This window comes from Thalassospira profundimaris WP0211 (assembly GCF_000300275.1).
Classification (GTDB): Bacteria; Pseudomonadota; Alphaproteobacteria; order Rhodospirillales; family Thalassospiraceae; genus Thalassospira; species Thalassospira profundimaris.
Map to the genome: position 1 here is coordinate 682,276 of NZ_AMRN01000001.1, position 26,982 is coordinate 709,257.

Annotated in this window: 26 protein-coding genes and 1 tRNA gene; 15 read left to right on the top strand and 12 right to left on the bottom strand. The window is 54.5% G+C overall.

Annotated features, from left to right (window positions below):
* Positions 1-165 precede the first annotated feature (165 nt).
* From cobA to TH2_RS03100, 8 genes are all read left to right on the top strand, one after another.
* On the top strand, positions 166-1,029 hold the full coding sequence (gene cobA, locus TH2_RS03065; protein ID WP_008888930.1) for a uroporphyrinogen-III C-methyltransferase: 864 nt from the start codon (positions 166-168) through the stop codon (positions 1,027-1,029).
* A 103-nt stretch (positions 1,030-1,132) separates the two neighbouring features.
* Positions 1,133-1,909, top strand: a complete 777-nt coding sequence (locus TH2_RS03070; protein ID WP_008888931.1) for a sulfite exporter TauE/SafE family protein — start codon at positions 1,133-1,135, stop codon at positions 1,907-1,909.
* Positions 1,910-2,052: 143 nt separating this feature from the next.
* Positions 2,053-2,667, top strand: coding sequence for an SCO family protein (locus TH2_RS03075; RefSeq protein ID WP_008888932.1), 615 nt, complete (start codon positions 2,053-2,055; stop codon positions 2,665-2,667).
* Positions 2,668-2,728: 61 nt separating this feature from the next.
* Complete coding sequence (locus tag TH2_RS03080) at positions 2,729-4,072, top strand: cobyrinic acid a,c-diamide synthase CobB (RefSeq protein ID WP_008888933.1); 1,344 nt, start codon at positions 2,729-2,731, stop codon at positions 4,070-4,072.
* 88 nt (positions 4,073-4,160) lie between these two features.
* The gene (locus TH2_RS03085; protein ID WP_008888934.1) at positions 4,161-4,625 is read left to right on the top strand and encodes a YcgN family cysteine cluster protein; all 465 of its coding nucleotides are present in this window, start codon (positions 4,161-4,163) and stop codon (positions 4,623-4,625) included.
* Between the two features lie 109 nt (positions 4,626-4,734).
* Positions 4,735-6,213: a methyl-accepting chemotaxis protein gene (locus TH2_RS03090; protein WP_008888935.1), complete on the top strand. Its 1,479-nt coding sequence runs from the start codon at positions 4,735-4,737 to the stop codon at positions 6,211-6,213.
* A gap of 663 nt (positions 6,214-6,876) precedes the next feature.
* Positions 6,877-8,367, top strand: a complete 1,491-nt coding sequence (locus tag TH2_RS03095; protein WP_008888936.1) for a methyl-accepting chemotaxis protein — start codon at positions 6,877-6,879, stop codon at positions 8,365-8,367.
* A gap of 214 nt (positions 8,368-8,581) precedes the next feature.
* Positions 8,582-9,334 (top strand): MBL fold metallo-hydrolase, encoded by a 753-nt coding sequence (locus tag TH2_RS03100; protein ID WP_008888937.1) that lies wholly within the window; start codon positions 8,582-8,584, stop codon positions 9,332-9,334.
* Between the two features lie 87 nt (positions 9,335-9,421).
* On the opposite strand, the gene TH2_RS03105 is transcribed toward TH2_RS03100, so the two are convergent.
* The 6 genes from TH2_RS03105 to TH2_RS03130 all read right to left on the bottom strand — a co-directional run bounded on the left by TH2_RS03105 (position 9,422) and on the right by TH2_RS03130 (position 14,334).
* Positions 9,422-9,688: a DUF1150 family protein gene (locus tag TH2_RS03105; protein ID WP_008888938.1), complete on the bottom strand. Its 267-nt coding sequence runs from the start codon at positions 9,686-9,688 to the stop codon at positions 9,422-9,424.
* A 16-nt stretch (positions 9,689-9,704) separates the two neighbouring features.
* Positions 9,705-10,202 (bottom strand): Hsp20 family protein, encoded by a 498-nt coding sequence (locus TH2_RS03110; protein WP_040822570.1) that lies wholly within the window; start codon positions 10,200-10,202, stop codon positions 9,705-9,707.
* A 179-nt stretch (positions 10,203-10,381) separates the two neighbouring features.
* Positions 10,382-12,052 (bottom strand): adenylate/guanylate cyclase domain-containing protein, encoded by a 1,671-nt coding sequence (locus tag TH2_RS03115; protein WP_008888940.1) that lies wholly within the window; start codon positions 12,050-12,052, stop codon positions 10,382-10,384.
* 223 nt (positions 12,053-12,275) lie between these two features.
* Complete coding sequence (locus TH2_RS03120) at positions 12,276-13,001, bottom strand: type 1 glutamine amidotransferase (RefSeq protein ID WP_008888941.1); 726 nt, start codon at positions 12,999-13,001, stop codon at positions 12,276-12,278.
* A gap of 473 nt (positions 13,002-13,474) precedes the next feature.
* Positions 13,475-13,900, bottom strand: a complete 426-nt coding sequence (locus TH2_RS03125) for a DUF6691 family protein (RefSeq protein WP_008888942.1) — start codon at positions 13,898-13,900, stop codon at positions 13,475-13,477.
* Positions 13,900-14,334 carry a YeeE/YedE family protein gene (locus TH2_RS03130; RefSeq protein WP_008888943.1) on the bottom strand — a complete coding sequence of 145 codons (435 nt, stop codon included), beginning with the start codon at positions 14,332-14,334 and terminating at the stop codon, positions 13,900-13,902. The genes TH2_RS03125 and TH2_RS03130 overlap by 1 nt, the downstream gene beginning before the upstream one ends.
* Positions 14,335-14,643: 309 nt before the next feature.
* On the opposite strand from TH2_RS03130, the gene TH2_RS03135 reads away from it, so the two are divergent.
* Positions 14,644-15,618, top strand: a complete 975-nt coding sequence (locus TH2_RS03135; protein WP_008888944.1) for a class I SAM-dependent DNA methyltransferase — start codon at positions 14,644-14,646, stop codon at positions 15,616-15,618.
* A 72-nt stretch (positions 15,619-15,690) separates the two neighbouring features.
* On the opposite strand, the gene TH2_RS03140 is transcribed toward TH2_RS03135, so the two are convergent.
* The 3 genes from TH2_RS03140 to TH2_RS03150 all read right to left on the bottom strand — a co-directional run bounded on the left by TH2_RS03140 (position 15,691) and on the right by TH2_RS03150 (position 18,483).
* Complete coding sequence (locus TH2_RS03140) at positions 15,691-16,596, bottom strand: s-adenosyl-l-methionine--l-methionine S-methyltransferase (RefSeq protein WP_008888945.1); 906 nt, start codon at positions 16,594-16,596, stop codon at positions 15,691-15,693.
* 268 nt (positions 16,597-16,864) lie between these two features.
* Entirely contained in the window at positions 16,865-17,083 is a 219-nt protein-coding gene (locus TH2_RS21180) for a hypothetical protein (RefSeq protein WP_008888946.1), read from the bottom strand.
* Positions 17,084-17,694: 611 nt separating this feature from the next.
* Positions 17,695-18,483, bottom strand: a complete 789-nt coding sequence (locus TH2_RS03150) for a class II aldolase/adducin family protein (RefSeq protein ID WP_238538651.1) — start codon at positions 18,481-18,483, stop codon at positions 17,695-17,697.
* A 163-nt stretch (positions 18,484-18,646) separates the two neighbouring features.
* Here TH2_RS03150 and TH2_RS03155 point away from each other — a divergent pair, with 163 nt between their 5' ends.
* The 3 genes from TH2_RS03155 to TH2_RS03165 all read left to right on the top strand — a co-directional run bounded on the left by TH2_RS03155 (position 18,647) and on the right by TH2_RS03165 (position 21,539).
* Positions 18,647-19,603: an NAD(P)-dependent oxidoreductase gene (locus TH2_RS03155; protein WP_008888948.1), complete on the top strand. Its 957-nt coding sequence runs from the start codon at positions 18,647-18,649 to the stop codon at positions 19,601-19,603.
* 71 nt (positions 19,604-19,674) lie between these two features.
* Complete coding sequence (locus TH2_RS03160) at positions 19,675-20,373, top strand: TetR family transcriptional regulator C-terminal domain-containing protein (RefSeq protein ID WP_008888949.1); 699 nt, start codon at positions 19,675-19,677, stop codon at positions 20,371-20,373.
* Entirely contained in the window at positions 20,370-21,539 is a 1,170-nt protein-coding gene (locus TH2_RS03165; protein WP_008888950.1) for a pyridoxal phosphate-dependent aminotransferase, read from the top strand. Before TH2_RS03160 ends, TH2_RS03165 begins: the two co-directional genes overlap by 4 nt.
* Before the next feature lie 21 nt (positions 21,540-21,560).
* On the opposite strand, the gene TH2_RS03170 is transcribed toward TH2_RS03165, so the two are convergent.
* The 3 genes from TH2_RS03170 to TH2_RS03180 form a co-directional block, all read right to left on the bottom strand.
* Positions 21,561-22,025, bottom strand: coding sequence for a YtoQ family protein (locus TH2_RS03170; protein ID WP_008888951.1), 465 nt, complete (start codon positions 22,023-22,025; stop codon positions 21,561-21,563).
* Between the two features lie 85 nt (positions 22,026-22,110).
* A tRNA-Ala gene (locus TH2_RS03175) sits at positions 22,111-22,186 on the bottom strand.
* A gap of 96 nt (positions 22,187-22,282) precedes the next feature.
* Entirely contained in the window at positions 22,283-22,588 is a 306-nt protein-coding gene (locus TH2_RS03180; protein ID WP_008888952.1) for an FYDLN acid domain-containing protein, read from the bottom strand.
* 360 nt (positions 22,589-22,948) lie between these two features.
* Between TH2_RS03180 and aroA the strand changes: the two genes are divergently transcribed.
* The 3 genes from aroA (at position 22,949) to rpsA (ending at position 26,947) form a co-directional block, all read left to right on the top strand.
* Positions 22,949-24,292 carry a 3-phosphoshikimate 1-carboxyvinyltransferase gene (gene aroA, locus TH2_RS03185; protein ID WP_008888953.1) on the top strand — a complete coding sequence of 448 codons (1,344 nt, stop codon included), beginning with the start codon at positions 22,949-22,951 and terminating at the stop codon, positions 24,290-24,292.
* Between the two features lie 74 nt (positions 24,293-24,366).
* A complete protein-coding gene (gene cmk / locus TH2_RS03190) occupies positions 24,367-25,011 on the top strand; it encodes a (d)CMP kinase (protein ID WP_008888954.1) in 645 nt (214 codons plus the stop codon).
* A gap of 232 nt (positions 25,012-25,243) precedes the next feature.
* Positions 25,244-26,947: a 30S ribosomal protein S1 gene (rpsA, locus tag TH2_RS03195; RefSeq protein WP_008888955.1), complete on the top strand. Its 1,704-nt coding sequence runs from the start codon at positions 25,244-25,246 to the stop codon at positions 26,945-26,947.
* Positions 26,948-26,982: the final 35 nt, after the last annotated feature.

Here is a 26,982-nt window from a genome sequence, read left to right on the forward strand (position 1 = left end):
GCGATTGGGAAATTCAATTAAACATCAATATTTATGTGATTTAAAAAGTTATACGAAAAAATATCGGAAATATGTTGTGCGTATCGTTTGATTGCTGTTTAACATATCCTCTTGATGCGGTCCTGCACAGATGGCTGCATTTCATTTAAGTAGAAGTATCGCGCGATGACGAACCTTGGTGTTGATTTTCCGGTTTTTGAACCGGGTTGGGTATGGCTTGTTGGGGCGGGGCCCGGTGATCCCGGTCTTCTGACGCTGCATGCCGTCAACGCCATGCAACAGGCCGATGTTGTTGTCTTTGATGCACTGGTCGATGAACGGATTTTGAACCTTTTGCGTCCTGATGCCAAACGCATCTATGCGGGCAAGCGCGGTGGTCGCCCATCTTCGAAACAAACCGATATTTCCCTGCAGCTGGTTGAACTGGCCAAACAGGGCCTGCGTGTTCTGCGCCTTAAAGGCGGTGATCCGTTCGTGTTTGGACGCGGCGGCGAAGAAGGCATGACCCTTGTCGATCACAATGTGCCGTTCCGGGTGGTGCCGGGCATTACCGCCGGGATCGCCGGTGCGGCCTATGCCGGCATTCCGACCACGCACCGCGACTGCAATTCGTCGGTCACCTTTGTCACCGGCCACGGATCCAGTGGCGAAGTGCCAGACAACATCAACTGGGCGGCCCTCGCCAAGGGTGCGCCGGTTCTTGTCATGTATATGGCCATGAAACATCTGCGCCGGATTTCGTCAGAACTGATGGCAAATGGCCGGGCTGCGGATGAACCGCTTGCCGTGATCAGTCAGGCGACCACACCAGGACAGGGTATTCTGATCACCACCCTTGAAAAGGCGGCTGATGACGTCGAACGCGAAGGTGTTGAACCGCCTGCGGTGTGCATTCTTGGTAAGGTTGTCGGTCTGCGTGATCGTCTGAACTGGCTGTCGCCGCAGGACGATGTGACCGCGGTGCGCCATGTGCCATTCGAACAGGTGCTTGATCTGATCACCGCACCGGCAGATCCCCTCAAGAACTGAACGTCGATCCCGTCCGAAAAGGCGGCAACAGATTGATATATATCGTTGCCGGTGGGACGCGCGACTGTACAATCGCGCGCATGTGTTTTGACCCGGATGGATCATGGACGAACAGCAGGTATTGATACGCATCCTTGAAAGCGGTTGGGCGCAATGTGCTGATATCGTGCGTACGGATGGCGGGGTACTTCTGACTGCGTTGGTGGCGGGACTGGTGGGCAGTGCGACCCACTGTGTCGGCATGTGCGGCCCGTTCGTGATCAGTCAGGTCACCAGCCGGATGGAACAGCTCCCGGTCGAGAAAATGAGCGAGTTTCGCCGTCTCACCGGTGCGGCACTTCTGCCCTATCAGTTCGGACGTTTGTCGACCTATTGCCTGCTGGGCGTGCTGGCCGGCTACTTTACCGACAGCATCAGTGCCCTCACCCGTGTCTGGTGGATCGGGCCGGTCTTGCTGATTGCAGCCGGTGTGTTTTTCCTTCTGTTCGGCATTCTGGGCCTGATGCCCCATCTTGGCGGTTTGTTGCCATCGACCGGCGAATCACGCTGGTGGAACAAGCTGGTTGGCAATCATGCGCGTGGGCTTTTCCAGGCCCCATATGGCTGGCGGGGATATCTGCTGGGCGTGATGCTGGGCTTTATTCCCTGTGGTCTGGTTTATGGCGCGCTTGTGATGGCAGCCGCCACGGGTGCGGCGCTTAATGGTGGGGCGGTGATGCTGGTCTTTGGCCTTGGCACGGTGCCGATGCTGTTTGTCACAGGCTTTGTTGGCCAATATGCTGCACAGCGTTTTCGGGCCCTGATGGTGCCAGTGGGCCGTGGGCTCATGATTATTAATGGCCTGATCCTGTTTGCCTTGGCAGCAACGACATTGGGCTGATGGGGTCGGGCAGCGTGATCAAGTGTGAGCTTTCCCACAGGTGCTGACCTTGCAAGAATGTGTAGGGTATTTATAGTGCCCCGTCAGTTTGTGGCACACAAAGATCGGTTGTCCGTAACCGGCAAAGAGATGAGGGTGGACGCGTGAGCAAAAAGACGCTTCTGGCAATTCTGGGTATTGCCCTGGTTCTTGGTATCGGCCTGACCTATCGTCTGATGATGATGGGCACGGAAACCAATTCGTCCGGTACGGCGTCGATTGGCGGTCCGTTCACACTTGTCAATCAGGATGGCGAAACTGTCACTCAGGATGACTTCAAGGGCAAATACATGCTGACCTATTTCGGCTATACCTTCTGCCCGGATGTCTGCCCGACCGAATTGCAGGTCATGGGAACAGCACTTGATATGATGCCCCAAGACATCGCAGATGAAATCACACCCGTCTTTTTCACCGTCGACCCGGAACGCGACACAGTCGAAGCGGTTGCCGAATATGTACCCTATTTCCATGATCGGATGGTTGGGTTGACTGGCACCGTCGAACAGACAACGGCGGCTGCCAAGGCGTTTCGTGTTTACTACGCGAAGGCGATCCCGGAAGGTGAGCCTGAAGATACCGATACCTATCTGATGGACCATTCGTCCTTCGTGTATCTGATGGATCGCGAAGGCAAATTCGTCCGCCACTTCAATTACGGCACCAGCCCGGAAGACATGGCAAAGGGCGTGACCGAGGCGGTCAAAAACAACGGCTGATTATTCCGTCGCGTAATGCCATGATCATGGCAAATAAATTCGGCTCGGAGAACAGCCCAAAATGCCTGACACCATTCCGGGGATCGTTATTGCGGCCCCCGCGTCAAACAGTGGCAAGACCGTCATTACCTTGGCTCTTCTGCGCGCGCTGACCCGCAAGGGCCATAAAATTGCCGCGGCCAAAACCGGGCCGGATTATATCGACCCCGCCTTTCAGGCAGCTGCCTGTCGCGATACCTGCATCAATCTTGATCCATGGGCAATGACGCCAGACCAGATCAACGGTCTGGCCCGCGATCACACGCACGGCAAAGCCTTTTTGATGTGCGAAGGCGTCATGGGTTTGTTTGATGGTGCCGCCAACGGCGATGGATCGACCGCCGATCTTGCCGCCCTTGCCGGGTGGCCGATTGTTCTTGTGGTCGATGTGAAAGGCCAGTCGGCCTCTGCGGCGGCGGTGATTTCCGGCTTTGCCAAATTTCGCGATGACATCGATGTTGCGGGTGTGATCCTTAATCGGGTGGGCAGTGAACGCCACAAGCAAATGATTGTTGATTCCTGCGCCAAACATCTGCCGGATCTTCCAGTGCTTGGCGCAGTCCGGCGCAGCGAAGACCTGATCCTGCCGGAACGCCATCTTGGTCTGGTGCAGGCGGGCGAACATGCCGAGCTTGATAGCTTTCTCGATCGTGCCGCCGATATCATCAGTGAAGATGTCGATCTGGATGGCTTGATCGCACTGCTGGGTGAGAACGCCGGGAAGGCCAAGAAAGCCAAAAAATCTGTAAAACCCACGCCGACCGCACCCGTAATTGCCCCTCTTGGCCGTCATGTTGCGGTGGCGCGTGATGCGGCCTTTGCGTTTAGCTACCCCCATCTTCTGGATGGTTGGCGTGCAGCGGGGACGAAAATTTCCTTTTTCTCGCCACTGGCGAACGAGGCCCCGAACCCGGATTGTGATGCCATCTATCTGCCCGGCGGCTATCCGGAACTTCATGCCAAAACCCTTGCCGAAGCCAAGGTTTTCCGGGCCGGCATGCACGATGCGGCTCAACGGCATGTCTTGATTTACGGCGAATGCGGCGGGTACATGACCCTTGGCAACAGCCTTGTTGATGCCAGTGGCACGCGCCACGAAATGCTTGGTCTGTTGCCTCTTGAAACCAGCTTTGCCAACCGCAGGTTGCATCTTGGCTACCGTGAGGCACAGCTGGGCATTCCGACCCCGTTTGGTCCGGCAGGCATGAAGCTGCGTGGTCATGAATTTCACTATGCGACCACGTTGTCCGAAGACGGCATGCCGTTATGCCGGATGAAAACGGCGACGGGTCTTGATCTGGGCCCTGCCGGTCTGGTGGATGGAAGTGTTTTTGGGTCCTTCTTCCACATGATCGCAGAGAGTTGATCAACCCGTTGTCAGACTTGAATGCGACGGGGATTACGCGCGGGTTAGACTATGTTATGTCTCAATGACGGCCCGACTGAGAGAGATCATGGACAAAAAAGACCGCGTCGCATTACCACCTGAACCATTCTGGGAAACCAAGACTCTTGCTGAAATGACGCAAGCGGAATGGGAATCCCTTTGTGACGGCTGTGGCAAATGTTGCCTGCACAAGCTGCAGGACGAGGAAGACGATTTTGTCTATTACACCTCGGTCGCGTGTCGTTTGCTCGATTGTCATACGTGCCGCTGCAAGGATTATCCCAACCGGACCCAGCATGTTCCCGATTGTGTGCAGCTTTCCAAGGAAAATGTCGAAACCCTGTCCTGGATGCCATCGACCTGTGCCTATCGCCTGATGGCAGAGGGAAAGCCACTACCCGACTGGCATCCGCTTAAGACAGGTGTAGCAGACTCGGCCATAATGGCAGGCATGTCCGTGCGCGGCATGGCCATCCCCGAAGACGAAGCCCATCCTGATCTGACACGCTATATAGTGAAGTGGCCTGCCTGATTCTGAACTGTGGATAATTACGCCACATAGATCAGCATCCTTCCTTGTAATAAACATCCTGCTTTACCACCTGAATAAAATCTTAGGTTGAACGGCTCAGGGGACAGCGATGTTTGGCGGCAATGGTGGTGATAAAGAAAAAGCCCAGATTTACGAAGCATTGAATCGGTCCATGGCTGTTATTGAGTTCAACATGGACGGGACCATCGTCAGGGCCAATGAGAACTTTCTAGAGACGATGGGATATGAGCTTGATGAGATTATAGGCCAGCATCACCGTATGTTCATGCCGCCTGATATCTTTGACAAGGCGGAATATGAAGCGTTCTGGGAAGAGCTTCGTTCTGGCAAGTTCGTGTCTGGCGCAATGGCCAGAAAGAAAAAGAATGGCCAGATGATTTGGCTGGAAGCAAGCTACAACCCAATTCTCGATCGCAATGGCAAACCCAAGAAAGTCGTCAAACTCGCTTCTGACATCACAGAGCGTCGTGTCGAACGCGCAATGTGGCAAAGTGTTTTTCGCGCCATCGAGAAATCACAGGCGACGATCGAGTTTGAGCTTGATGGCACCATTATTTCCGCAAACCAGATGTTTTTGGATGTGATGGGCTACACGCTTGACGAAATCAAAGGTAAGCATCACAGCATTTTTGTCGAACCTTCTTACCGGGACTCCAAGGAATACAAGGATTTTTGGAAAACCCTCAATGCCGGTGAGTTCAACTCCGGCGAGTTTAAACGTGTGGGCAAAGGCGGCAAGGAAGTGTGGATCTCCGCTTCCTACAATCCGGTTCTTGATCCGGTGGGGCGTCCGTTCAAGGTCGTGAAGTTTGCAACCGACATTACCGCACAAACCAAGCTTTTGCTGGATCTGAAAAAGATCATCGATACGAACTTCAGCGAAATCGACGGCAACCTGGGTGAGCTCAACAGTTCTGCAGACCAGAGTGTGTCCATGTCTGAGGAAACATCAAACACGGTGCAGACAGTCTCTGCCAGTGCCGAACAGATGGCGTCTTCCATCGCAGAGATTTCACAAAGCATGAGCCAGTCGCGCTCGGAGACAGAACGGGCTTTTGCCGAAACGGTTACGGCCAATGACTCAACACAGCGCATGGCGCAGGTTGTTGATGCCATGGGCAATATTGTTGAAGTCATCCGCAATATCGCCGGGCAGATCAATCTGCTGGCACTGAATGCAACAATTGAAAGTGCGCGCGCAGGTGATGCGGGCAAAGGTTTTGCCGTTGTCGCCAACGAGGTCAAAAACCTCGCCAATCAAGCAGCCAAGGCGACAGAGGATATATCTGAGGAGATTTCAGGTATTCAGGCCATTTCGGGCGAGGTTGTCGGTGCGCTTGAAACCATTCAAAGGGCGGTTCAAACGGTACGCGACGGCGTAACCAGCATTTCGTCCGCCGTCGAAGAGCAAAGTGCCGTCACCAACGGTGTGACCAATAATATGCGCATCATGGCGTCGTCTGTGGAAGGATTGACCAGTAATCTGGAAACCATTCGGATTTCAACGTCCCGCGTGGCTGACTCAGTCAAAAAGACTCGCGAAGCAGCATCTGTTCTTGCCAAATAACGAGATTAAAATCGGTTAAGAGCTTCCTCACCTGCGGTCGTGCACGCGAAATGGGAAAATATGACCCTTCGTTGTAGCTATACCAAAGGGTTGGAATCCTGAGAGAGCAAAAATATTTTGGTGAAAGGGATGTGACGTTCCGATGGTGCTCACGAAAATCGGTAAGCTCTAAAAATTGCAACAGTGCATTGTATTGCAAGTGTAATTTTAAAATCGTTCCCGCAATTCTACTAAAATTTATGATCCAAAGTTGTTTTACTCAGGACAAATAAACAATTTGTCTTGTCCCAGCCAAAAGTATATGGTTGGGTGTGAATGATCAGTTGTTCAAAGTGGGATCAATTATTCAACGGCAGAAATATTTTCAAGCGTCGCTCGGTATGGCTGAGAGCCTAGCGTACCCGATGCAAAGTTTGAAAAACTGCAAGAAATTCCGAACATCTGACTCATCAAACGCAAGCCGTTTGAAAACCGGGAATGATCTGTGTTGAAGATCTCACCGTATCCTCTCGCATGAGAAGTGAACGCTCTTAGGACTAGGTTCGATCATGCATGCGTATGAGAGACTGGTTCACGCGTTCATAATTACGACCAAACGGTCAATAACCCCGCGAGGCTGACGGGAATTAACGGGATAAACCCGTTTACGCAAAGGGTATAAAAGTGGGTATTGGATTTTTTAAGGGTGAGTCCGAGGCGCGTAATGAACAACAAGTCACCGCTGCGCTCGGTCGCTCAATGGCACGCATCGAATTCAACGCGGAAGGCAAGATCCTCTCGCTGAATGAAAACTTCGAAAAGACGATGGGCTACAAGGCCAGCGATCTTATCGGCAAACATCACTCATTGTTTGTCCCCGAAGAGCTTATCAGTTCGGCAGATTACAAAAATTTCTGGAAGAGACTGGCGTCAGGCGAGTTTCTGACCGGGGCCTTCCCGCGCAAATGTCGTGACGGATCGTTGATTTGGCTTGAAGCCACTTACAACCCGATCCTCGACACGAAGGGCAATGTAACCAAAGTCGTGAAGTTTGCGACCGACATCACCGAACGTCGCAACGAACGTGCGTTGCTGCAAAGCGTATTTGATGCGATCAGCACCTCGCAGGCGGTGATCGAGTTCAATCTGGATGGCACGATTTTGACCGCCAATGAGAACTTCCTGTCTGTGCTGGGCTACAGCCTTGATGAAATCAAGGGCAAGCATCACAGCATGTTCGTGCCGGAAGATCAGAAAAATTCGTCAGAGTACCGGGCTTTCTGGCAAAGCCTGAACCAGGGAAAATTCCAGGCCGGTCAGTTCGCCCGTGTGGGCAAGAATGGCAAGCAAGTCTGGATCGAAGCGACCTATAACCCGGTTCTTGATGCTGTTGGCAAACCGATCAAGGTGATCAAATTTGCCACCGATATCACCGAAAAGACCAAGCTTCTGATCGACCTTAAGAAAATGATCGACGGTAACTTTACCGAGATCGACAACAACATCACCGAGCTTAACACGCGCACGGTTCAAAGCGTTGATGCGTCAACCAACACGATGGAACTGACCCGCAACGTTGCGGCCAGCACCGAGCAGATGGCCGCCTCGATTGCCGAGATTTCCCAGAGCATGGCCCAGTCACAGGGCGCAACCGAGCGCGCCTACGAGCAGACCAACACCGCCAACGAAATGACCCAGCGCATGACAGGCGTGGTCGATGAGATGGGCAATATCGTTGAAGTCATTCGCAATATTGCCGGGCAGATCAACCTGTTGGCGCTGAACGCGACGATTGAAAGTGCCCGTGCCGGTGAAGCTGGCAAAGGGTTTGCCGTTGTTGCCAACGAGGTCAAGAACCTTGCCAATCAGGCGGCACGTGCCACCGAAGACATCACCCAGGAAATTACCGGTATTCAGGAAATTTCCGCCGAGGTCGCCGGTGCTTTGGAGACCATCCGTGGTTCGGTTGAAACTGTCCGTAACGATGTCACCAACATCTCTTCGGCGGTGACAGAGCAAACAGCGGTTACCGAAAATGTCAGTACCAGCGTCCGCGACATGGCCCGGTCTGTCGAAAACATGTCAGATAACCTTGCTGCTATTCGCACGACGACCGATACGGTCGCATCCTCTGTACAGCGCACGCGCGAAGCGGCCGAAGTGCTGACACGTTAATTCAGGCCGATTTCACCGATCGAAAGCTGCCATTAAAAGGGCGGAGCCAAACGGCTCCGCCCTTTTGTCATGGAATATGACAGTTTGAAGATGATCAAGCTATCCTGCGGGGAACCACTTGCCTTAAGCAGGGGGAAGTCACAAGAATGTCGGCTTGAGACACTTGGAGCTGATATACTCCGGGCTTGCAGGGGAAATACGGGGCGATAAGGAAATGAACAGCGATCATCTGCGCATTGATGTTCTTGGTGTGGGCGAGGCCTTCGATCCGAACTTTGAAAATTCGTCTGTCGTGGTGTCTGCGGGCGACTTTCGCCTCTTGATCGATTGCGGGGCAACGGTGGCCGGGCGGCTGATGGCCAAGTTTCCCGATCCGGATGCGATTGATGCAATCTATTTCACCCACATGCATCCCGATCATGTGTTCGGTCTTGTGCCGGTCATGCTGAACTGGCGCGATGATGGCCGTTCAAAGCCGTTGCGTATTTTGTGCAGCCCGCAATTACGCACTCATCTTGAAAAACTGATGGAGCTCGGCTTTACCGGCCTTGGGTCAGCCTGGCCGTTTACCATCATCTGGCATTCGATTGCCGAGACAAATTCAATTGGTCCGTTTGAATGCCGTTTCGCAAGGTCCGATCACAGTGTGCAGAATCACGCGATCCTGTTGCGCTATGCGGACAAGGGATTTGCCTATTCCGGCGATGGCAACGTAACAGCAGAAACCGCCGCCCTGTTTACGGGCGCGGATCTGGTGTTTCAGGAAACCTATCTGATCAAGCACGATCCGCAACATGCAGCCCACTGTGATCTGGAAACGGTCTTGAAACTGGCCTCTGACATGCCCGGCGCGCGTTTCTGGCTTTATCACGTCAAACGCAATGTCCGTGCGGAAATGGCCCAGATGATCAGGGGAAATGAACAGGTCCGTATCGCGGCACCCGGCGAAGTGATTGAAATCCGCTGAGCGGGCCAGTGTTCCCGCAATTGAAGGCAAAACAAAAATGCCCGGCACAAGGCCGGGCATTCGGGCATACAGGAATGCATTTCCTGATTAGTGAACCGCGCGTGGCTCCATGTCGTGCTGGCGGATGGCGGCATCCGCGACGGCATGGTTTTCGAACGACGCGATATGGGTACCGTCGGCGGTGAAGACGCCATAGACCAGTTCGTCACTGTCATTCTCTGTATTGGGAACCGGACGCACATAGGCAAAATCATGAATACCCAACAGGGCGAAGTCACCGTTTGACAGAAGACCGGTATCCTGGCCGATCCGCTGATCGCTTTCGGTATCGTGGTTATTTGTTCGATTTGTCATTTGAACCACTCCTTGGTTAGGCTTTGCCGTCTATTTGATCAGCATTGCTATCCTCGTCCTCGACATTCATGTCGATGGTTTTTGACGGCACAGCTTTTTTCTTGTTCGAGCCAATCGCGATTTCACGGACGACCGGTTCCGGTAGGGGTCTGTTCAGGTCAACATGCAGCAGACCGTTATCCAGATGCGCACCGACGACTTCGATGCCTTCGGCAAGGACGAAGGAGCGCTGGAACTGTCGCGACGCAATGCCACGATGGATATAAACACGTTCGCTGTCATCATCGGTATGTTTGCCGCGAATGATCAGCTGGTTGTCTTCAGTGGTTACCGACAGGTCTTCCTCGGCAAATCCGGCAACTGCGACAGTGATTCGCAGTTTGTTTTCACCAATCTGTTCGATGTTATAGGGCGGATAGCCCTCGGCCTTGGTTTTCGAGACCTGATCAAGAACGCGTTCGATCTGGTCAAAACCCAAAAGCAACGGGCTGTTGAACATTGAAATTCGTGACATTTGCAGCACCTCCTCCATCAGAGCGAGTGTGGTTGTTTTCAGATCCCACGCATCCTGCGTTTCGGGCATCTAATTGTTCGACCCGAGGCATTCGGCACCGAACGTTTCATATATTCAAATAAATGTGGTTTTCCCGCCAATAGTCAAGCCTTGCCTGTGGCACAGACATAAGACATCGACTAATTCTTGGTTTGCGTCAGATCTGGCATGGTTTCAAGCGCATAATAGGCAACCGACTGATCCTTGCCGCGCAGCGCAACCTCGTGCATCACGGCGTTTTCCGGCAAGGGAATCGGCCCGTGATCAAACAGCGTCTTGGAAATCACCAATGGCACGCCGTGTCCCTTGGTCTGGGCTTCAAGGCGGGCGGTGGTGTTGATCGTATCGCCGATTGCACTGATGTTTTCGCGGCCGGGCGGGCCCATTTCCCCAACGATTGCCTTGCCCATATGGATGCCAATTCCAATGCGCAACGCATGGGGAAGTTCCGATTTAAGATGCAGGTTAAGGCCTTCAATCCGGCGCAGCATCTCGGCGGCTCCCTCAAAGGCCTGCAGGATGGTGCGTTCGGTGTCATCACTTTCATGGCCATAAAGCGCCATAAGACCATCACCGGTAAACTGCGCGTAATACCCACCTGTGCCGCGCAATGCCTCGGTCATCTCGGCAAAGAACTGGTTGAGGATGAAAAGCACGTCATAGGGCATCTTGCTTTCGCCAAGCTTGGTCGAATCGCGCAAGTCGATAAAGATGCAGACAACCTGTCTTTCACTGCCCGAAAGTCCGCCGGGACGTCGTCCGTCACGCGCGGTGGCGTTGGGCGGCAAAAGCGGGGCGACCGCCAGATCATTATGCGGCCTGATCTGACAGGCAAGGCGCATGCCCTTGGGGGCCTGAATGCTTTTGAGTGCCGCAGCCTCGATATCCCCGGGAGGGGCAAGGTGATCACTGCCTGATCCGCAGTGAATCCTGCACGTCGTGCAGCGCCCGTGCCCGCCACAAACCGACGCCATCGGAACACCGGCATCGCGAAGCGCCTCAAGCGCTGTGGCACCGGGCGGTACGCGCACGAAACGCCCGTTTGGCAGGCTCAGCATCGGGCCGCGCTTGACCCGATCAAAGGTCTGGCGGATCTGGCGTACACCAAAAGGTGCCAGCGCAAGGGCGATGCTCAGGATCGTGAAGGGCAAAATGGCGTTTTCATAGAAGGTGATGGCGTCCTGATTGACATTGGCGGCATCAATCACCCCAAACACATATTTGCGTCCGCCTTCCTCGGCGCGGCGGATCACCTCGGCCGCCGCGGCTGAATACCCCGCAAGTGAAAGTGTCGGGATCAGAATTGCCAGCGTGCCAAGCGTATTGCGCCATTTCGGATAGAACGGTTTGACCCGCAGCCAGAAATGAATGCCGATGCAGCCATGCGCCCAGACAGCAATCACCGTGATCGCCTGCAAGATGCCCTGATGCGGAATAAACACGGCCAGATCCAGAAGAACGCGTTCAAACGGTGAATCAACATCAAAGCCCAGATCGATAACCCGGGTCGCAATGATGTGCCTAAACAGCAGGAACGGAATGCACAGGCCAAGGATCATCTGTGCCCATTCCGATTTGCGCAGGCGCAAGGTGCGGCGGCTGGTCAGGCGTGCGGTTGCCAACAAAAAGTGCGTTATCAGCGACAACACCAACAGGATCTCAAGCGGTGGAAACTGCCAGACTTCCGTGGTGTATTCCCCGGCTTTTTCCATCAGCTCCGGTGAAACGATGCCTGCCGTATGGTTCAGCAAATGCGTCAGCACATAGGAAAACATGGTCAGGCCGGAATACAGCCGCAGATTCTGGATCATCGCTTCGGGTGCCTATTGTTCATTTGCGCGGTCTCTCGGTGGTCCAAACTTGAACGTCGACATTCTGCGGTCGATCACATCATTTTGCTGCGTCCATGGTTGAACAGGATCATGCAACACCTTTGGTTGATAAAGTGTTTTGCACCCTCAGGCACGAAAAAAGCCACCGGGATTTCCGGTGGCTTTCTGTGATTTTCTGCGTGATGTCAATATGACCCGCGCTTTAGGCGGCGGACTTGATTCGCTTCCGGGTCATGAACTTCACGATCGCGCGCGCAAAATCAACACTCGTGATCGGTGTTTCAAGTGACTGCATGGCAGCTTCATGCACATCATCGGGGATCAGGTCATAACGGGCCTGCAAAAGGGCGGTCTCGTAAGGCTTCATGAATTCCGGATGCGGCTGGATCGAGGCTGCATTATCGCCATACTGCAAACCGGCATAGGGGCAAAAATCGGAACTCGCCCAGACAGTCGCACCTTTGGGTGGCTCAACCACCTGATCTTGATGGAAGGCATTAATGCGGATCTTCGCCGGGCTGTCAGACAGCCAGTCGCTGTTGCGTGCATCAACTGCGTATTCATGTACGCCTACACCCCAACCCTTGTCGGACTTGATGACCTTGCCGCCAAGTGCTGTTGCCAGGATCTGATGACCGAAACAGATACCAAAAACCGGCTGACCGGCAGAAACGGCATCGCGCAGGAAGTCCTGCAGGCGGATCATCCACGGCAAGTTTTCATAAACGCCATGTTTTGATCCCATGATCACCCAGCCGTCGGCATCACGGATTGAGTCCGGAAAAACGTCTTCCAGAACGGTCCAGGTTTCGAACTCCAGACTCGGATCAACATTGCCAAGCAGCTTTTCGAGCATGCCGGGGTAGGAGGCGAAATCGTCGCGAAGTTCTTCCGGGGCGAATCCGGTCTCGAGAATGCCGATCTTCATGCAAAAACCTCTGTGGTCGTCAATGTGGCGCTAAGGGTCAAAACTCATTCACATGACCGGCCCGGCAACTGATATGAGAGAAAAAGCTAGGAAAATGCCGCAGAGCGGGGTGATCCCCGGTCAAGGGATTTGACGCAGAGGCTTTCTCTCATCGCAGTTGTCCTTCGGATCACCCGGATTTGCACGGGCTATTTTGTCGCAAAATCTTGAAAGATGCATATCTTCCTATGATTTTGCTCCGCATATCCGCACAAATCCGGGCGACCGGGGCGATCATGTGAATGAGTTTTGACCCTTAGCTGAGTTATGGGATTTTAACGCCAAAGACAAGCCCGGTGCTGCGAGATTTTAGTCAAATTTTGACCGGAAATGCGAAACCGCCCGGCATAAAGCACGGGCGGTTGCAAAACCTGCGGCCAGCGTCTGGGGGATCAAACCGGCCGCAGATTATCGGGTTCAGGCATCGGTCGGGTTTATTTGTTGAGACCAATGGCACGGGCACCGCCCATGCCGGCAATCATCGCGACCACAAAAATAATCGTATCGGTATGGCCGAACGCCAGTGCACTAAGGGCCGGACCCGGGCAATACCCAACCAGCCCCCAACCGGTACCAAACAACAGGCCACCAACAACCAGTTTGGTGGTGATGGCACGGTTGGTCGGCAGGCTTATCTCGCCGCCACAGACCGCCTCGGTCCGGTTCTTTGCAAACTGGAAGATCGGAATGGCAACCGCCAGTCCACCGCCCATGACGAACGCAAGACTCGGATCCCATCCACCATCGGCAATCGCCCAGATATCAAGAAAACCCAGAACCTTTTGCGGGTCGATCATGCCCGAAATGTAAAGGCCAAAGCCGAAAATCGTGCCGCAAATCAGGGAAACAATTATCCGCATTACATGCCTCCCATCAGATGGCTGGTGACAAGAACCGTGACAAAGCCCGCTGCCATAAATGACAGGGTCGCAACCAGCGATCGCAGCGAAAACCGCGACAGGCCGCAAATGCCATGACCACTGGTGCAACCGCTGCCAATCGTGGTGCCAAGACCAACCAGAAGACCGGCAACGATGATGACCGGTAATGAGCTTGTCACAACACTCTGGGCTTCGATCTCGGTTGCGTTCATCAGGATGAACGGACCAACAATCAGCCCGATGACAAAGGCCAGCCGTTCAAAAACAGCAGAACCACCCTTGGTCGGGGTCAACAAACCGCCAAGAATGCCGCTGATCCCGGCAATTCGCCCATTGAGCAAAAGATAAAGGCCAGAGGCCAAACCAATAAGTCCACCGCCAATCAGGGCGGAAATCGGAGTGAAGTTTTCCATCATTCAATCCATCAAAATCAGAATTTATATTAATGTATGATAATTAATTGATTTTATCAATGGTTCAGTGGAATTTTGTGCCAAATTTCTTTGTAGAAACCGTTGCTAAAATCGATGCAGCCGCCCGCGAAAGCGCCCAATTATCGGTCAACACCATGCTTGCATTGGTATGCGATTCCCGAAAACATATAAGGTGTTGATTTTTCGATATTTTATCTATCTTGCAAAACACCGAAAATAGGAAGATATAGCAGTATCTTTGGTTGTGGTTTCGGCATGTTGCCCAAACCCCCTTTTCGGATTTCATGCATGAGCAAAGATCGTCTGTCCGCCAGTCGGCGTCTTGATGTCGCATTGGCGCTGGTATCACAGGGTGACTACATCGCTGCGATTGACGTGGCGCGTGCCGCATTGGCCGCCGATAGTGACTGGGACGAAGCCCATTTTACGCTGGGCGACATCTATGAACGTGCCGGTGAAACCGAAAATGCCGTTGAGGCTTTCCGTCAGTATCTGATGCTTGATCCCAAGGACCGCATGGGGGCAGAGGTCCGCCTGACATTGCTTGGTGCGGCTGCCCTTCGTGATCGCTTGCCGCCCGATTATGTACGGGCCCTGTTTGACGATTATGCCCCACGGTTTGAGATCAGCCTGCGGGATCGTTTAGCATATCGCGGACCGGAGCTTTTGTTCGAAGCCATCCGGACTCATCTACCGGAAATGTTGCGTCCGATGGATGTGCTTGATCTTGGCTGTGGTACCGGGCTTGTGGGCGAAGTGTTCGCTGGTCATGTTGATGCGATTGATGGCATCGACCTGTCGCCGCGCATGATCAACCGCGCACGCGCCAAGGGGCTTTATCGCACCCTTGTCGCTGGCGATATCACCGATATGCCCGCCGATATCGGAACGGATTACAGCGTTGTCATCGCGGCGGACGTTCTGAACTATCTTGGCGATCTGGTGCCAGCCCTGCGTGCTGCCCATGACCGGATGAAGCCCGGCGGGTTGCTGGTATTCACGCTCGAACATGGTGATAACTTCCCGTTCGATCTCGGTCCCGGGCAACGCTTCCGCCATCATCAGCGCGCGATCAGCGAATGGCTGGTCGAATGTGGCTTTAATGTTCTGTCAGACACATTGGGTGTTCTGCGTCAGGAAAAGGGTAATCCGGTCGAAGGTCGGGTCATCGTCGCACGTGCAAGTGATGCATTGGCGCTGATGGCGGGCGATCTGATCATTCCGGGCGATCCCGATCAGGCATCGGGTCAAACCCTTCACTGAGCTGCTGTGAACTGCTTAATGCAAAACACCCCGTAGCCTGTGGCAGCGGGGTGTTTTTTGTTTGGTATTGTTCTAGACTGGCGTGCCGCGAATGACCGCCACCTCATGATAAAGCGGCACATTCGGATCATCATTGATCATTTCCTGGGCCTTGGTGGCCGAAAGCGGCTGTTTTCCTTCCGGGTCGCCATAGAATTTGCAGACAAGCTGCTTTTCATATTCGGTCCCGTTCAGCGCCTTTTCCAGTGACACGAAAAACGAAATATCCGTTCCTGAATGTTGCAGAACGATCTTTGATGCGATCTTTTCGGGTTTGTAGCCGTTGGCTTCAAAGCATTCGCAAATAATCTCGGTGCCAATGCGGCAACCAAAATTCATTACCAGTTCGGCCTTTGGCGCGTGTTCGCGAATACGGCGCATAAGCGCCTCGTTCAGGCCAAGCCCGACCGAGTTGTAAGGGTACTGGTCAAACAGGCTCCAGGGATAATAATGCGCGATATGGTCTTCGGCCTCGTCACCAGCCCCTTCGGCCAGTTCGATTGACTGGGCTTCGCGGAAGGCTGTCAGGCGCGCGTCACTGGGCTCGCCGACCTGTGGGATGCAGGCAATCACTACATCGGTCTTGGCAATTTTTTCGCGTGCCTCATCGGTATCGACAAGGCTGACACTGCCATGAACCGGTTTGAAATGTTTGGCATGTTCGGGGGATAGGATTTTGATGTTGCGCTCTGCCAGAACGACAAGGCGGGGATCAAGGTCGCTGCCGTAAACGCGTTTGGCGCCGCAGCTTTGCAAGATAAAGGCGACATTGATGCCAGTACCGACACCGACCTCGTAAACGGTTTTGTCTTTCAGATCAGCGCGCGCCAAGCCTTCCTGGAATGTTTGTGTCCAGGGATCATCGGGATCAAAGGCAAAATCTGGTGTTTCGGGATCACTGGCGTATGGGCTGGATGTCTCGCTGCTCTCTTCTAGCATAGTGCTTCCTGTTTTCTTGCGCACCAGAAGGTCGCGGGACCCCGCAGGCATGGCAAAAGCGCCATATAATCCGGTGACAAGGCAACCGGATGGAATTGGCGCGACAAGCCCGCATAAATGGTACCGGGATCGACAAGCCAGTGCCGATGCGCAGCGTTTTATCTTATTCTTGACGCGGTCAGGTGAGCGCGACGTGACGCCATACAGGCATCATGAACGGGAAGATTGCCGGCAATGGCACCGGCATGGGCAGGGCAACAAGTGCCCCTCAGTTTACGGCGGCAAACTGTTTTGCGTCGCTGGCCAGCTGAACGTCTTGGGCAAGCGGGCCAAGCGAAACTGCCAGACTTTCACAATTGCAGTCCGCACCGACCAGAACATTGAGTGGGGATGTGCTGTCTTCACGGCCCACCAACGCCTGCATGATCCGCAGAAGGGTTGGTGCCGGGGACAAACCGTTGCAATCAATAGTGTTCGATACTTGCATGTCGTCTTCTCCTTGTCTGGCAAGCAGGAGCTTCGGCACACCGCCGGGGACGGTTAAGGATGCCGCAGCATGACGTGTTCCCGATGCCCGACAAGATCTGCGGGCAACCTGATAGAAACACTCTCGACCTTTGCGCGATCCCAGCATCAAGCCACCACGCGGTGGCATCATCGGAATGACAGAAGGCCGGATCCAAAGACCCGTTCTGTCAGCTGGGCGGTCATAAGGGTCAACTTTTGCAATCAACCCGTTTTGGTCATCAAACTCGTTTCGCATCGCGACTGTCGCGCATCAGCACAAGTTATGATTTTCAATGCGTTGGGATTGGGTCACCATCAAAGTGGCTTTCTCCGAACCCCGACCAAAACACACCGGAAAATTCTCCGGCCCGACCTTGTTGAATTCAATCGTAGCAGTCGGCAGGTGGGTGTCAAGGAAGGATTTGATTATCTTTTACGCAATAAGTCGAACAGATTAAATTTTAATCACAAATGTCCCTCTTTCCCGCCCAGGGATTTGGGCAGGCTGGAGGATGGCTCCAGAAATATGAAAACCAGCAAGTATTTACCGCGCTTGCGAAGGGGCGGAATGCGCGCTTCTGGCGTGATGTCCTAATCGCGGAAACCGGGGTCCAGACGGTCGGCAAGGCGCATTTGCGCCTCCCACTCCAGGGCAACATCACCGTCGTCATAGGCCATCTGGCTGAACTGTTCGGAAACGCGTTTTATCACCGTATCATCAATCTTCCGAAGCGGTCGTCCCATCGCCAGGGTAGACTCCTGAATCTCGCACGCCCGGTTCAGATAAAACATGTTTGAAAACATCTGCCCGGCGGTTGCCCCCACGGTCAAAAGACCATGATTGCGCAGGATCAGCGCGATGTTGGCGCCAAGCGCTTCAACGATTCTTTCGCGTTCCTCAAGATCAAGCGCGATGCCCTCATAGTCGTGATAGCCGATTTGGCCATAATACTGCAGGGCGATCTGATTAAGCGGCATCAAACCTTCTTCAAGGCAGGAAACGGCAAATCCCGACCGTGTGTGGGTGTGCATCACCCAGGCCGCATCATGGCGCCCGATATGCACGGCACTGTGAATGGTAAAGCCTGCCGGGTTCACCCGATATGGGCTGTCCGCAACCTTGTTGCCGTCGACATCGATCTTCACCAGCGAAGAGGCGGTAATTTCCTCCCACATCAGCCCATAGGGATTGATCAGAAAATGCCCCGGTTCACCAGGTACCCGGGCCGAAATATGGGTATAGATCGTGTCGGTCATTTTGTAATGCGCCGCCAGCCGGTAACAGGCGGCAAGTTCGATGCGGCACTGCTTTTCGCCGTCGCTGATTTGTGGATCACTCATGACGCTGGTCTCGGCGTCCTTCTGTGTCGCGATATGCATGCCGACCTCCATTGAACTGATCAAACGGCTTTACTCTTTGATATACACTTGTTTAACTGAGGATGAAACCAAAGCGCAAATTTTCTTGGTCAGGCGCCCGCAATTTGGGTGCGCCAACAGGGATCAGCAGCGCAAAAGAAGATAATGTAAGGGGCTTTGACTAATGGCGGTGGCGAAACCGATTTACGGTGTTCTTCTCAGCGATGCGATGGATCTCAAAAGCTATTATTCGCTTGATTTTGGCGATGCGGCACCCGATGTCCGCCTGCTTAACCCCGATGAAGTCACCAACCCGGATCTTATCCGTTTTGCGGTGTGCTGGCTGCCGGGCCCGGCCGCGTTTTCGCCTTATCCCAATATTGAAATGGCGATGTCGGTCGGGGCCGGCGTCGATGCCTTGCTGAAACATCCAGGCTTGAGCGATGACGTCGCGATTTGCCGTGTCCGCGATCCCAATCAGGCGGACCTGATGGCGGGCTATGCAGTGCATGAAGTTGTTCATGTCGAACGCGGCTTTGCCAGCATGCAGCAAAGTCAGGCCAGTGCCGAATGGGCCCCGCCTGCGATCCGGCCACCGCGTGATCTCAAGGTCGCCGTGCTTGGTCATGGCTCCATGGGGGCATCGGTTGTCAAAGCCTTGGCTGCGTGTGGATTTAGTGTTTCGGTTGCCTGCCGCCGTGATCCAACAGATCCCGTCGAAGGTGTGCGCTATTTCACCGGTGACGCCTCGGTTCTGCAATCGGTGGCTGGTCAGGATGTGGTGATCAATGTCCTGCCCCTGACGGCCAAGACCGAGAATATTCTCAATGCGGCGCTGTTTTCAAAACTGGCCAAGGGCGCCTGGCTGATCCAGATCGGACGTGGCGAACATCTGGACGAGGATGAGTTTGTTGCCACGCTTGATAGCGGGCAGCTCAGTGGCGCGACCCTTGATGTGTTTCGCACCGAACCGTTGCCGTCAGATCACCCGTTCTGGGCCGATCCGCGCCTGCGCATCACCCCGCATATCGCCAGTGATACAACGCCACGCATTGTCGCCGAACAAGCCCTGCAATCAGCCCGTGAACTGCATGCAGGCAAACCGCTCAGTCTTGCTGTCAGCCGCGGTCAGGGCTACTGAGCGGTCCGCTCAACATGCCCGCACTCGATTGCACGCTTGAAACCCAACCAAAATTATTCAATTGTATAACAATGAGCCGAAAAACATTTCAACGCCTGTCGCTTGATGTCCGCCGTCGCAGTTTGATCGAGGCGACGCTAACCTGCATTGCCCGCGACGGGCTGCATGGGGCATCGGTACGCCGGATCACGGAGGAAGCCGGGGTGACCGTCGGGCTGGTGCGCCATTATTTCGGCAGCAAGGATGACATGATCCGCAATGCCTATGCCTATCTGGTCGGCCAACTGACGGCACAGGCCAGTGAAAGCGCACGTGCCACCGAAGGCACGCCAGAGGCCAAGCTGGCAAGCTTCCTGCGCGCCAACCTGACCAAGCCCAACATGGACGAAAAAACGGTTTCGCTTTGGGCGACCTTCATCGGCCGGGTGCGCCATGATCCGGACTTTGCCGAAATTCATCGTGATGGCTATCGCGAGTTTCTCAATGTCCTTGAAACCCTGATCGAGCCTGTCCTGATCGATCATGGTTGCCCGCACAGTGTGGCGATTTGCCGCAACCATGCGATTGCACTCAATGGCCTGATTGATGGGCTTTGGATGGAAGGGGCGCTGAATTCCGGCCTTTACGCCCAGGATATTCTGCCTGATCTGATCACCGGTGCCGCCGAACGCCTGCTTGAATTGCCCGCCGGGGCGTTGTCAGCACCCGATATTGCCCTTCAATCGGCACGCCACCAGACACAGCCCAAACAACAAAGTAAGCCGTCATGAGATATGCCAAGATTACCGACCGTCTTGCCGAACTGGGTGGGGCCAAATGGGCCGTTCACAACACCGCCCGTGATCGCGAGGCCCAAGGTGCGAAAATTATCGAACTGACAATTGGCGAGCCCGACATTCCCGTCGATCCGGCCCTGATCGACGCCTGCGAAGCCTCCATGCGGCGTGGTCGCACCCATTATTCCAATGGCCGGGGTGAGGTCGGGCTGCTTGATGCGCTGGTGGAAAAATACAAACCTGTCTGGCCGGATGTTACGCCGGAAAACATCCTGTGTTTCCCGGGCACGCAGACCGCGCTTTATACCGTCATGACGGCGCTGGTGGATGCCAGGCAGGGTGTGCTGGTCGGTGATCCCTATTACGCGACCTATGCCGGGGTGATCCGGGCATCGGGGGCTGAACTGCAATCCGTCCCGTTATCGATTGAGCACGGCTTTATCATGCAGCCGGATGACCTGCGCGCCGCGATCACCAAGGACAGCCGTGTGTTGCTGCTCAATACGCCGCACAACCCGTCCGGCGCGCTGCTGGATCGCGCAACACTGGTTGAACTTGGCAAGATCGCCATCGAACATGATCTGTGGATTGTCTGTGACGAGGTCTATGAGGATCTGGTGTTTGAAGGCACCTTTGTCTCCCCGCTTGAAATCGAGGAGCTGCGCGATCGCACCATCGTCACGTCCTCGATCTCAAAAACCTTTGCCGCCACCGGCTTTCGCAGTGGCTGGGCGGTTGGCCCCGAAGAACTCTGCACCAAGGTCCTGCCGATTTCCGAAACCATCCTGTTTGGCAATCAGCCCTTCATCGCCGATGCGGCCGAGGTCGCACTTCGCGGCAATTTCGATACGGCGGCGCGCATGTGCAAAAGCTATGCTGCACGCGTCGACATGATCGAGACCGAACTTGCCGGATGCGATGTGCTTAAACCGGGGAAGGTATCCGGCGGCATGTTTGCCATGATCGATGTCGGTGCAACCGGCATGAACGGCGAAGAATTCGCCTGGGCGCTTTTGGATGATCAAAACGTCGCGGTGATGCCCGGCGCATCCTTTGGCGAAAACGCCAAAAACCTGATCCGTGTCGCACTCACGGTCCCCGACGACGAACTCCGCGAAGCGATCAAACGCATCCGGGCCTTTGCCGAGAAATCAGCATAAAGGCCCGGCCTTGGGCGTTTGTTATGCCTTGGGCATATCACCGCGGATGATATAGGCCAGTGCTGCAACCACCTGTTCGGGTTCGCGCGCCACACCGTTGGCTGCACCATCGACTTCCTTCAACGCATGATCATGCTCGGCCGGATGCAGCGTAATATACGGAATGCCAAGGGCGGCGGCATAGCCAGCATCAAAGGCCGCGTTCCACTGCTTGTATTTCTCGCCAAAGCGAATGACGGCAAGATCAGATTGGGACAGCAAGGTCTTGGTGCGCATGGCATTGAGCTGCGCGCCCTTGCGGTCATGCCAGAACTTGTTGTCTTCGGCGCCAAACACGGCAACGCCGCAATCATCAGAATCTTCATGCACGGTGATCGGGGCAACCAGATCGACCGGAAGGCCGGCTTCTTTCACGCCGGTTTCAATACGCTCGCGCCAGTCGCTGTGAATTTCGCCCGACAAATAGACGGTCCAGACTTTGCTCATCTTTCTCTCCCTTGGTGGTCGTTATGATGGGGTATGTCAGACCCTAAAACGACAAAACCCGTTGCCAAAGGCAACGGGTTTTGAATGGTGGAGCCGATCAGGATCGAACTGACGACCTCTACAATGCCATTGTAGCGCTCTCCCAACTGAGCTACGGCCCCACTTTGTCCGCGACGCAGTCTGCATAGCAGGCTCTGCGGCGCGGCGCATATTTAGAAGGTTCGCCAAATGTTGGCAAGACCCTTTTTCAAAATTTCTTAGCGATCGTCGTCGTCTGATTCGACATGCTCATAGACTTCGCCAAGATCATCATCATCTTCGCCAAGATCAGAAGCATCTTCGAGAATATCATCGTCGATATCGGTATCGACATCATCGTCAAGATCGGTGACGTCATCGACGTCTTCGTCTTCTTCCGGTGCCGGTTTTGCAACCGCGGATTTCTTGACCTTTGTCACCCCGTCCGGCGTTTTGCATTTCGGGCAGACAACCGGGGTACGGTTCAGGTCGTAATACTTGGTACCACAGGCGAGGCAGTGACGTTTCTTACCGCGTGCTGACATTACGGCAAATCCTCTTAATTACCGTTATCAATTAAGAAAAAGACTTTGTGTCGCAAAAGCGCAGCAAGGCTACGCACAGCGTCTTGTCCGAGAGGCCCAATTGCCATCTTGCGAGCACCTTGTCAAAAGGAAATTGCGCGTTTTTCCCTTTGGCAAGGCGATGGGACAAATCTGCCGCACATTCGTGCAATTTCCTACACCGAATTTCGGGTTCGATACTGGTGCCTGCCAACCGCTTGTGCTAGAGCATTGGTCCCCTGATTGAAAGGCCCGCGCGCGCCTGAAAACATGGCCGCAGCGCAGTGCAATTTCAATCAGCCTTTTGTTGATGATAAAACAGTGACTGGCAGGTACGAGCCCATGAGTTCTTCGCAAACCAAACGTCCGCTTTCCTCGGCCAAGGCCGGGCCGCTTTCGGGCGATATCCGGGTTCCGGGTGACAAGTCTATTTCTCATCGCTCCCTGATGTTTGGTGGTCTGGCAATCGGTACAACCAAGGTTACCGGCCTTTTGGAAGGCGAAGACGTTCTGGCAACGGCGGACGCCATGCGCAAACTTGGCGCCACCGTCACCCGCGACGAAGATGGCACCTGGCATGTCACAGGTGTTGGCGTCGGTGCACTTCGTGAACCCGATAGCGTGATTGATATGGGCAATGCCGGCACCGGTATTCGCCTGATGGCCGGCATCGTTGCCACCCATCCGATCACGACGTTCTTCACGGGTGATGCGTCACTCTGCAGACGCCCGATGGGCCGTGTTGCCGATCCGTTGTCCGAATTTGGCGCGCAATTCATTACCCGTGATCGCGGTCGCCCGCCGATGGCGGTGATTGGCACCGACGAAGCCAAACCGGTGACCTATACCCTGCCAATGGCATCGGCCCAGGTGAAATCGGCCGTGATGCTGGCCGGTCTGAACACAACAGGCACAACCACCGTGATCGAACCCAAACCGTCGCGCGATCATACCGAACGAATGCTGCGTCACTTCGGGGTCGACGTCGATGTGAAGGTCAATGACGATGGCGGCCGCACCGTCAGCCTGACCGGCCCGGTCGAAATGAAGGCCGCCGATATTGTGGTTCCGACCGATCCAAGTTCGGCCGCCTTTCCGATGGTGGCGGCCCTTATCAATCCGGAGTCCCATGTTACTATTCGTGATGTCTGCCTGAACCCGCTGCGCACCGGCCTGATCACCACCCTGATTGAAATGGGGGGTGACATCACGATCACCAACGAGCGTGAAGAAGCCGGTGAAACCATCGGCGATCTGGTTGTGACCGGCAAGAACCGCCTTAAGGGCATTGTTGTCCCAGCTGAACGCGCCCCATCCATGATTGATGAATACCCGGTTCTGGCTGTGGCTGCGGCCTATGCCGAGGGTGAAACGCGTATGTGTGATCTTGAAGAATTGCGCGTGAAGGAATCGGATCGTTTGGCGGCGGTGGCCGCCGGTCTTGAAGCCAATGGCGTCATTCACCGGATCGAAGGCGATGATCTGATTGTCACTGGCGGTGTGGTGCCGGGCGGTGGCATGGTGGAAACCCATCTCGATCATCGCATTGCCATGTCGTTCCTGGTTCTGGGGCTTGGCGCGGAAAAGCCGGTTGCGGTCGATGATGCCAACCCGATTGCCACGAGCTTCCCGAACTTCGAAACCCTGATGGCGGATATGGGCGCGAAATTTGCCCTTCATTCCTGATCGGGCCCACCAATATATAAGTCACCATTCGGGACTTATGGATGCACCAGATATAATCACAGGGAGTGACCCATATGATCATCGCCATTGATGGGCCGGCCGCGTCCGGCAAGGGGACCTTGGCACGTCGAGTCGCAGAAGCAATGGACTATGCCTATCTCGATACCGGCCTGCTGTATCGTGCGACCGGTGCGAAAGTTCTGGCCGAAAATGGCGACCCTGCTGATGAAGCTGCCGCCGTGGCCGCGGCCGAAAATCTGAGCGCGTCCGATCTCGAAGGTGAGGCTCTTCGCAGCGAGGAAGTCGGGACCGCGGCCTCAAAAGTTGCAGCGATTCCAATGGTTCGTGAGGTGTTGCTTGATTTTCAGCGCACCCTTGCCACCACCCCGCCGGGCGGTAAACGCGGTGCGGTTTTGGATGGTCGCGACATCGGAACGGTCGTCTGTCCGGAAGCTCCGATCAAGTTTTATCTGACAGCCAGTGTCGAAGAACGTGCAAACCGTCGGTTCAAACAGTTGCAGGAAAAAAATCCCGCTGCTATATACGAGCGCGTTCTTAAAGAGCTTGAAGAACGGGATGCCCGAGACAGTGCTCGCGATGTCGCACCGCTCAAGATGGCAGATGACGCAATCCATATTGATACGGACCGTCTGAATGCCAATGCAGTGTTCGATGCCGTCATGGCACATATCCACACCCATATGGGTGCGGATGACTGATCAAAAGGCGTTTTAACCGTCAGGCGTTGAACGATCCCGAGGTACCGGTCCTTTGGCCTGTTCCTAAGGTGAACGACTTGTGCGTTCACCTTTTCGTGTATGGAAGGTTCGCCTTCACATGCGTTCGGGTTTGAACACTGAATGACAAATCGCCGCGATTTTGCGGCAAAGACCACCGGACACAACCGGTTGGCCAGAATATAGTGACGATACTCGAAAGGAAGTCTGGTTTATGACCACCGCTGAAGAAGCACAATTCTCGACTGGCGAAGATTTTGCCGCCCTGCTGGCTGAAACCCTTGGTTCTGAAGACGAAGGTTTTGTTGGCCGCGTAATGACCGGTTCGGTCGTTAAAAAAACTGACGATGATGCCATCGTCGATGTCGGCCTGAAATCCGAAGGCCGCGTTCCGCTTAAAGAATTTGGCGCAGGCGAAGTAAACATTGGCGATACCGTTGATGTTTATGTCGACCGCTATGAAAACAAGGATGGCCTGATCGTCCTGTCGCGCGAAAAAGCGCGCCGCGAAGAAGCTTGGGTTGAGCTGGAAAAACAGTTCTCCGAAGGCAAACGCGTCGACGGCACCATCTTTGGTCGTGTTAAAGGCGGCTTCACCGTTGACCTGTCGGGCGCAGTTGCGTTCCTTCCGGGTTCCCAGGTTGATATCCGTCCGGTTCGTGACGTCACCCCGCTGATGAACAACCCGCAGCCGTTCCAGATCCTGAAAATGGATCGTTCGCGCGGCAACATCGTTGTTTCGCGTCGTGCCGTTCTCGAAGAGACCCGTGCAGAACAGCGTGCTGAACTGATCCAGAACCTTCAGGAAGGTCAGATCCTTGACGGCGTCGTCAAAAACATCACCGATTACGGCGCATTCGTCGATCTCGGTGGCGTTGATGGCCTGCTGCACGTTACCGACATTGCTTGGAAACGTATCAACCATCCGTCCGAAGCGCTCCAGATCGGCCAGACTGTTAAAGTCCAGGTTATCCGCTTCAACAGCGAAACCCAGCGTATCTCGCTTGGCATGAAGCAGCTTGAAGCTGATCCGTGGGAAGGTGTCGAAGCCAAATACCCGGTCGGTTCGAAATTCGAAGGTCGTGTCACCAACATCACCGATTACGGCGCATTCGTCGAACTCGAAGCTGGTGTCGAAGGCCTGGTCCACGTTTCCGAAATGTCCTGGACCAAGAAAAACATCCACCCGGGCAAAATCGTTTCGACCTCGCAGGAAGTCGAAGTCATGGTGCTCGACGTCGATGCCCAGAAACGCCGTATCTCGCTTGGTCTCAAGCAGTGCACCTCGAACCCGTGGGATGCCTTCCTGGCAGCTCATCCGGTCGAGTCCGAGATCGAAGGCGAAGTCAAGAACATCACCGAATTCGGTCTGTTCATTGGCCTCATGGGCGGTATCGACGGTATGGCTCACCTCTCGGACCTGTCATGGGACCGTGCTGGTGAAGAAGTCATCAAAGAATACAAAAAAGGCGACATCGTCAAAGCCAAGGTTCTTGACGTTGACGTTGAAAAAGAACGCATTTCGCTCGGCATCAAACAGCTGTCTGGTGATCCGTTCAAAGACGCCGTTGTCGGCATCAAACGTGGCGATGCTGTAACCTGTGAAGTTACCGAAGTTAACGACGGTGGCATCGAGGTTTCGGTTGGCGACACCGAACTCAAAGGCTTCATCCGTAAAGCTGAGCTGGCGCGTGAGCGTTCTGAACAGCGTCCGGAACGCTTTGCAGTTGGTGAAAAAGTTGACGCACGCGTTACTGCAATCGACTCCAAAACCCGCAAGGTTTCCCTCTCTGTCAAAGCTCTTGAAGTTGCTGACGAGAAGAAAGCAATGGCGGATTACGGTTCGGCAGACAGCGGCGCATCGCTCGGCGACATTCTCGGCGAAGCTCTGCGCAAGAAACAGGAAGGCGGCGAATAAGCCACCCTCCGACGAATACGCTTTGCAGTCTTGCA

Bases quoted from the DNA above. Each gene is read 5' to 3' on its own strand.
- cobA (WP_008888930.1), top strand. From the start codon at position 166: ATGACGAACCTTGGTGTTGATTTTCCGGTTTTTGAACCGGGTTGGGTA.
- TH2_RS03070 (WP_008888931.1), top strand. From the start codon at position 1,133: ATGGACGAACAGCAGGTATTGATACGCATCCTTGAAAGCGGTTGGGCG.
- TH2_RS03080 (WP_008888933.1), top strand. From the start codon at position 2,729: ATGCCTGACACCATTCCGGGGATCGTTATTGCGGCCCCCGCGTCAAAC.
- TH2_RS03085 (WP_008888934.1), top strand. From the start codon at position 4,161: ATGGACAAAAAAGACCGCGTCGCATTACCACCTGAACCATTCTGGGAA.
- TH2_RS03090 (WP_008888935.1), top strand. From the start codon at position 4,735: ATGTTTGGCGGCAATGGTGGTGATAAAGAAAAAGCCCAGATTTACGAA.
- TH2_RS03100 (WP_008888937.1), top strand. From the start codon at position 8,582: ATGAACAGCGATCATCTGCGCATTGATGTTCTTGGTGTGGGCGAGGCC.
- TH2_RS03105 (WP_008888938.1), bottom strand. From the start codon at position 9,688: ATGACAAATCGAACAAATAACCACGATACCGAAAGCGATCAGCGGATC.
- TH2_RS03110 (WP_040822570.1), bottom strand. From the start codon at position 10,202: ATGTCACGAATTTCAATGTTCAACAGCCCGTTGCTTTTGGGTTTTGAC.
- TH2_RS03115 (WP_008888940.1), bottom strand. From the start codon at position 12,052: ATGATCCAGAATCTGCGGCTGTATTCCGGCCTGACCATGTTTTCCTAT.
- TH2_RS03120 (WP_008888941.1), bottom strand. From the start codon at position 13,001: ATGAAGATCGGCATTCTCGAGACCGGATTCGCCCCGGAAGAACTTCGC.
- TH2_RS03125 (WP_008888942.1), bottom strand. From the start codon at position 13,900: ATGCGGATAATTGTTTCCCTGATTTGCGGCACGATTTTCGGCTTTGGC.
- TH2_RS03130 (WP_008888943.1), bottom strand. From the start codon at position 14,334: ATGGAAAACTTCACTCCGATTTCCGCCCTGATTGGCGGTGGACTTATT.
- TH2_RS03135 (WP_008888944.1), top strand. From the start codon at position 14,644: ATGAGCAAAGATCGTCTGTCCGCCAGTCGGCGTCTTGATGTCGCATTG.
- TH2_RS03140 (WP_008888945.1), bottom strand. From the start codon at position 16,596: ATGCTAGAAGAGAGCAGCGAGACATCCAGCCCATACGCCAGTGATCCC.
- TH2_RS21180 (WP_008888946.1), bottom strand. From the start codon at position 17,083: ATGCAAGTATCGAACACTATTGATTGCAACGGTTTGTCCCCGGCACCA.
- TH2_RS03150 (WP_238538651.1), bottom strand. From the start codon at position 18,483: ATGCATATCGCGACACAGAAGGACGCCGAGACCAGCGTCATGAGTGAT.
- TH2_RS03155 (WP_008888948.1), top strand. From the start codon at position 18,647: ATGGCGGTGGCGAAACCGATTTACGGTGTTCTTCTCAGCGATGCGATG.
- TH2_RS03160 (WP_008888949.1), top strand. From the start codon at position 19,675: ATGAGCCGAAAAACATTTCAACGCCTGTCGCTTGATGTCCGCCGTCGC.
- TH2_RS03165 (WP_008888950.1), top strand. From the start codon at position 20,370: ATGAGATATGCCAAGATTACCGACCGTCTTGCCGAACTGGGTGGGGCC.
- TH2_RS03170 (WP_008888951.1), bottom strand. From the start codon at position 22,025: ATGAGCAAAGTCTGGACCGTCTATTTGTCGGGCGAAATTCACAGCGAC.
- TH2_RS03180 (WP_008888952.1), bottom strand. From the start codon at position 22,588: ATGTCAGCACGCGGTAAGAAACGTCACTGCCTCGCCTGTGGTACCAAG.
- aroA (WP_008888953.1), top strand. From the start codon at position 22,949: ATGAGTTCTTCGCAAACCAAACGTCCGCTTTCCTCGGCCAAGGCCGGG.
- cmk (WP_008888954.1), top strand. From the start codon at position 24,367: ATGATCATCGCCATTGATGGGCCGGCCGCGTCCGGCAAGGGGACCTTG.
- rpsA (WP_008888955.1), top strand. From the start codon at position 25,244: ATGACCACCGCTGAAGAAGCACAATTCTCGACTGGCGAAGATTTTGCC.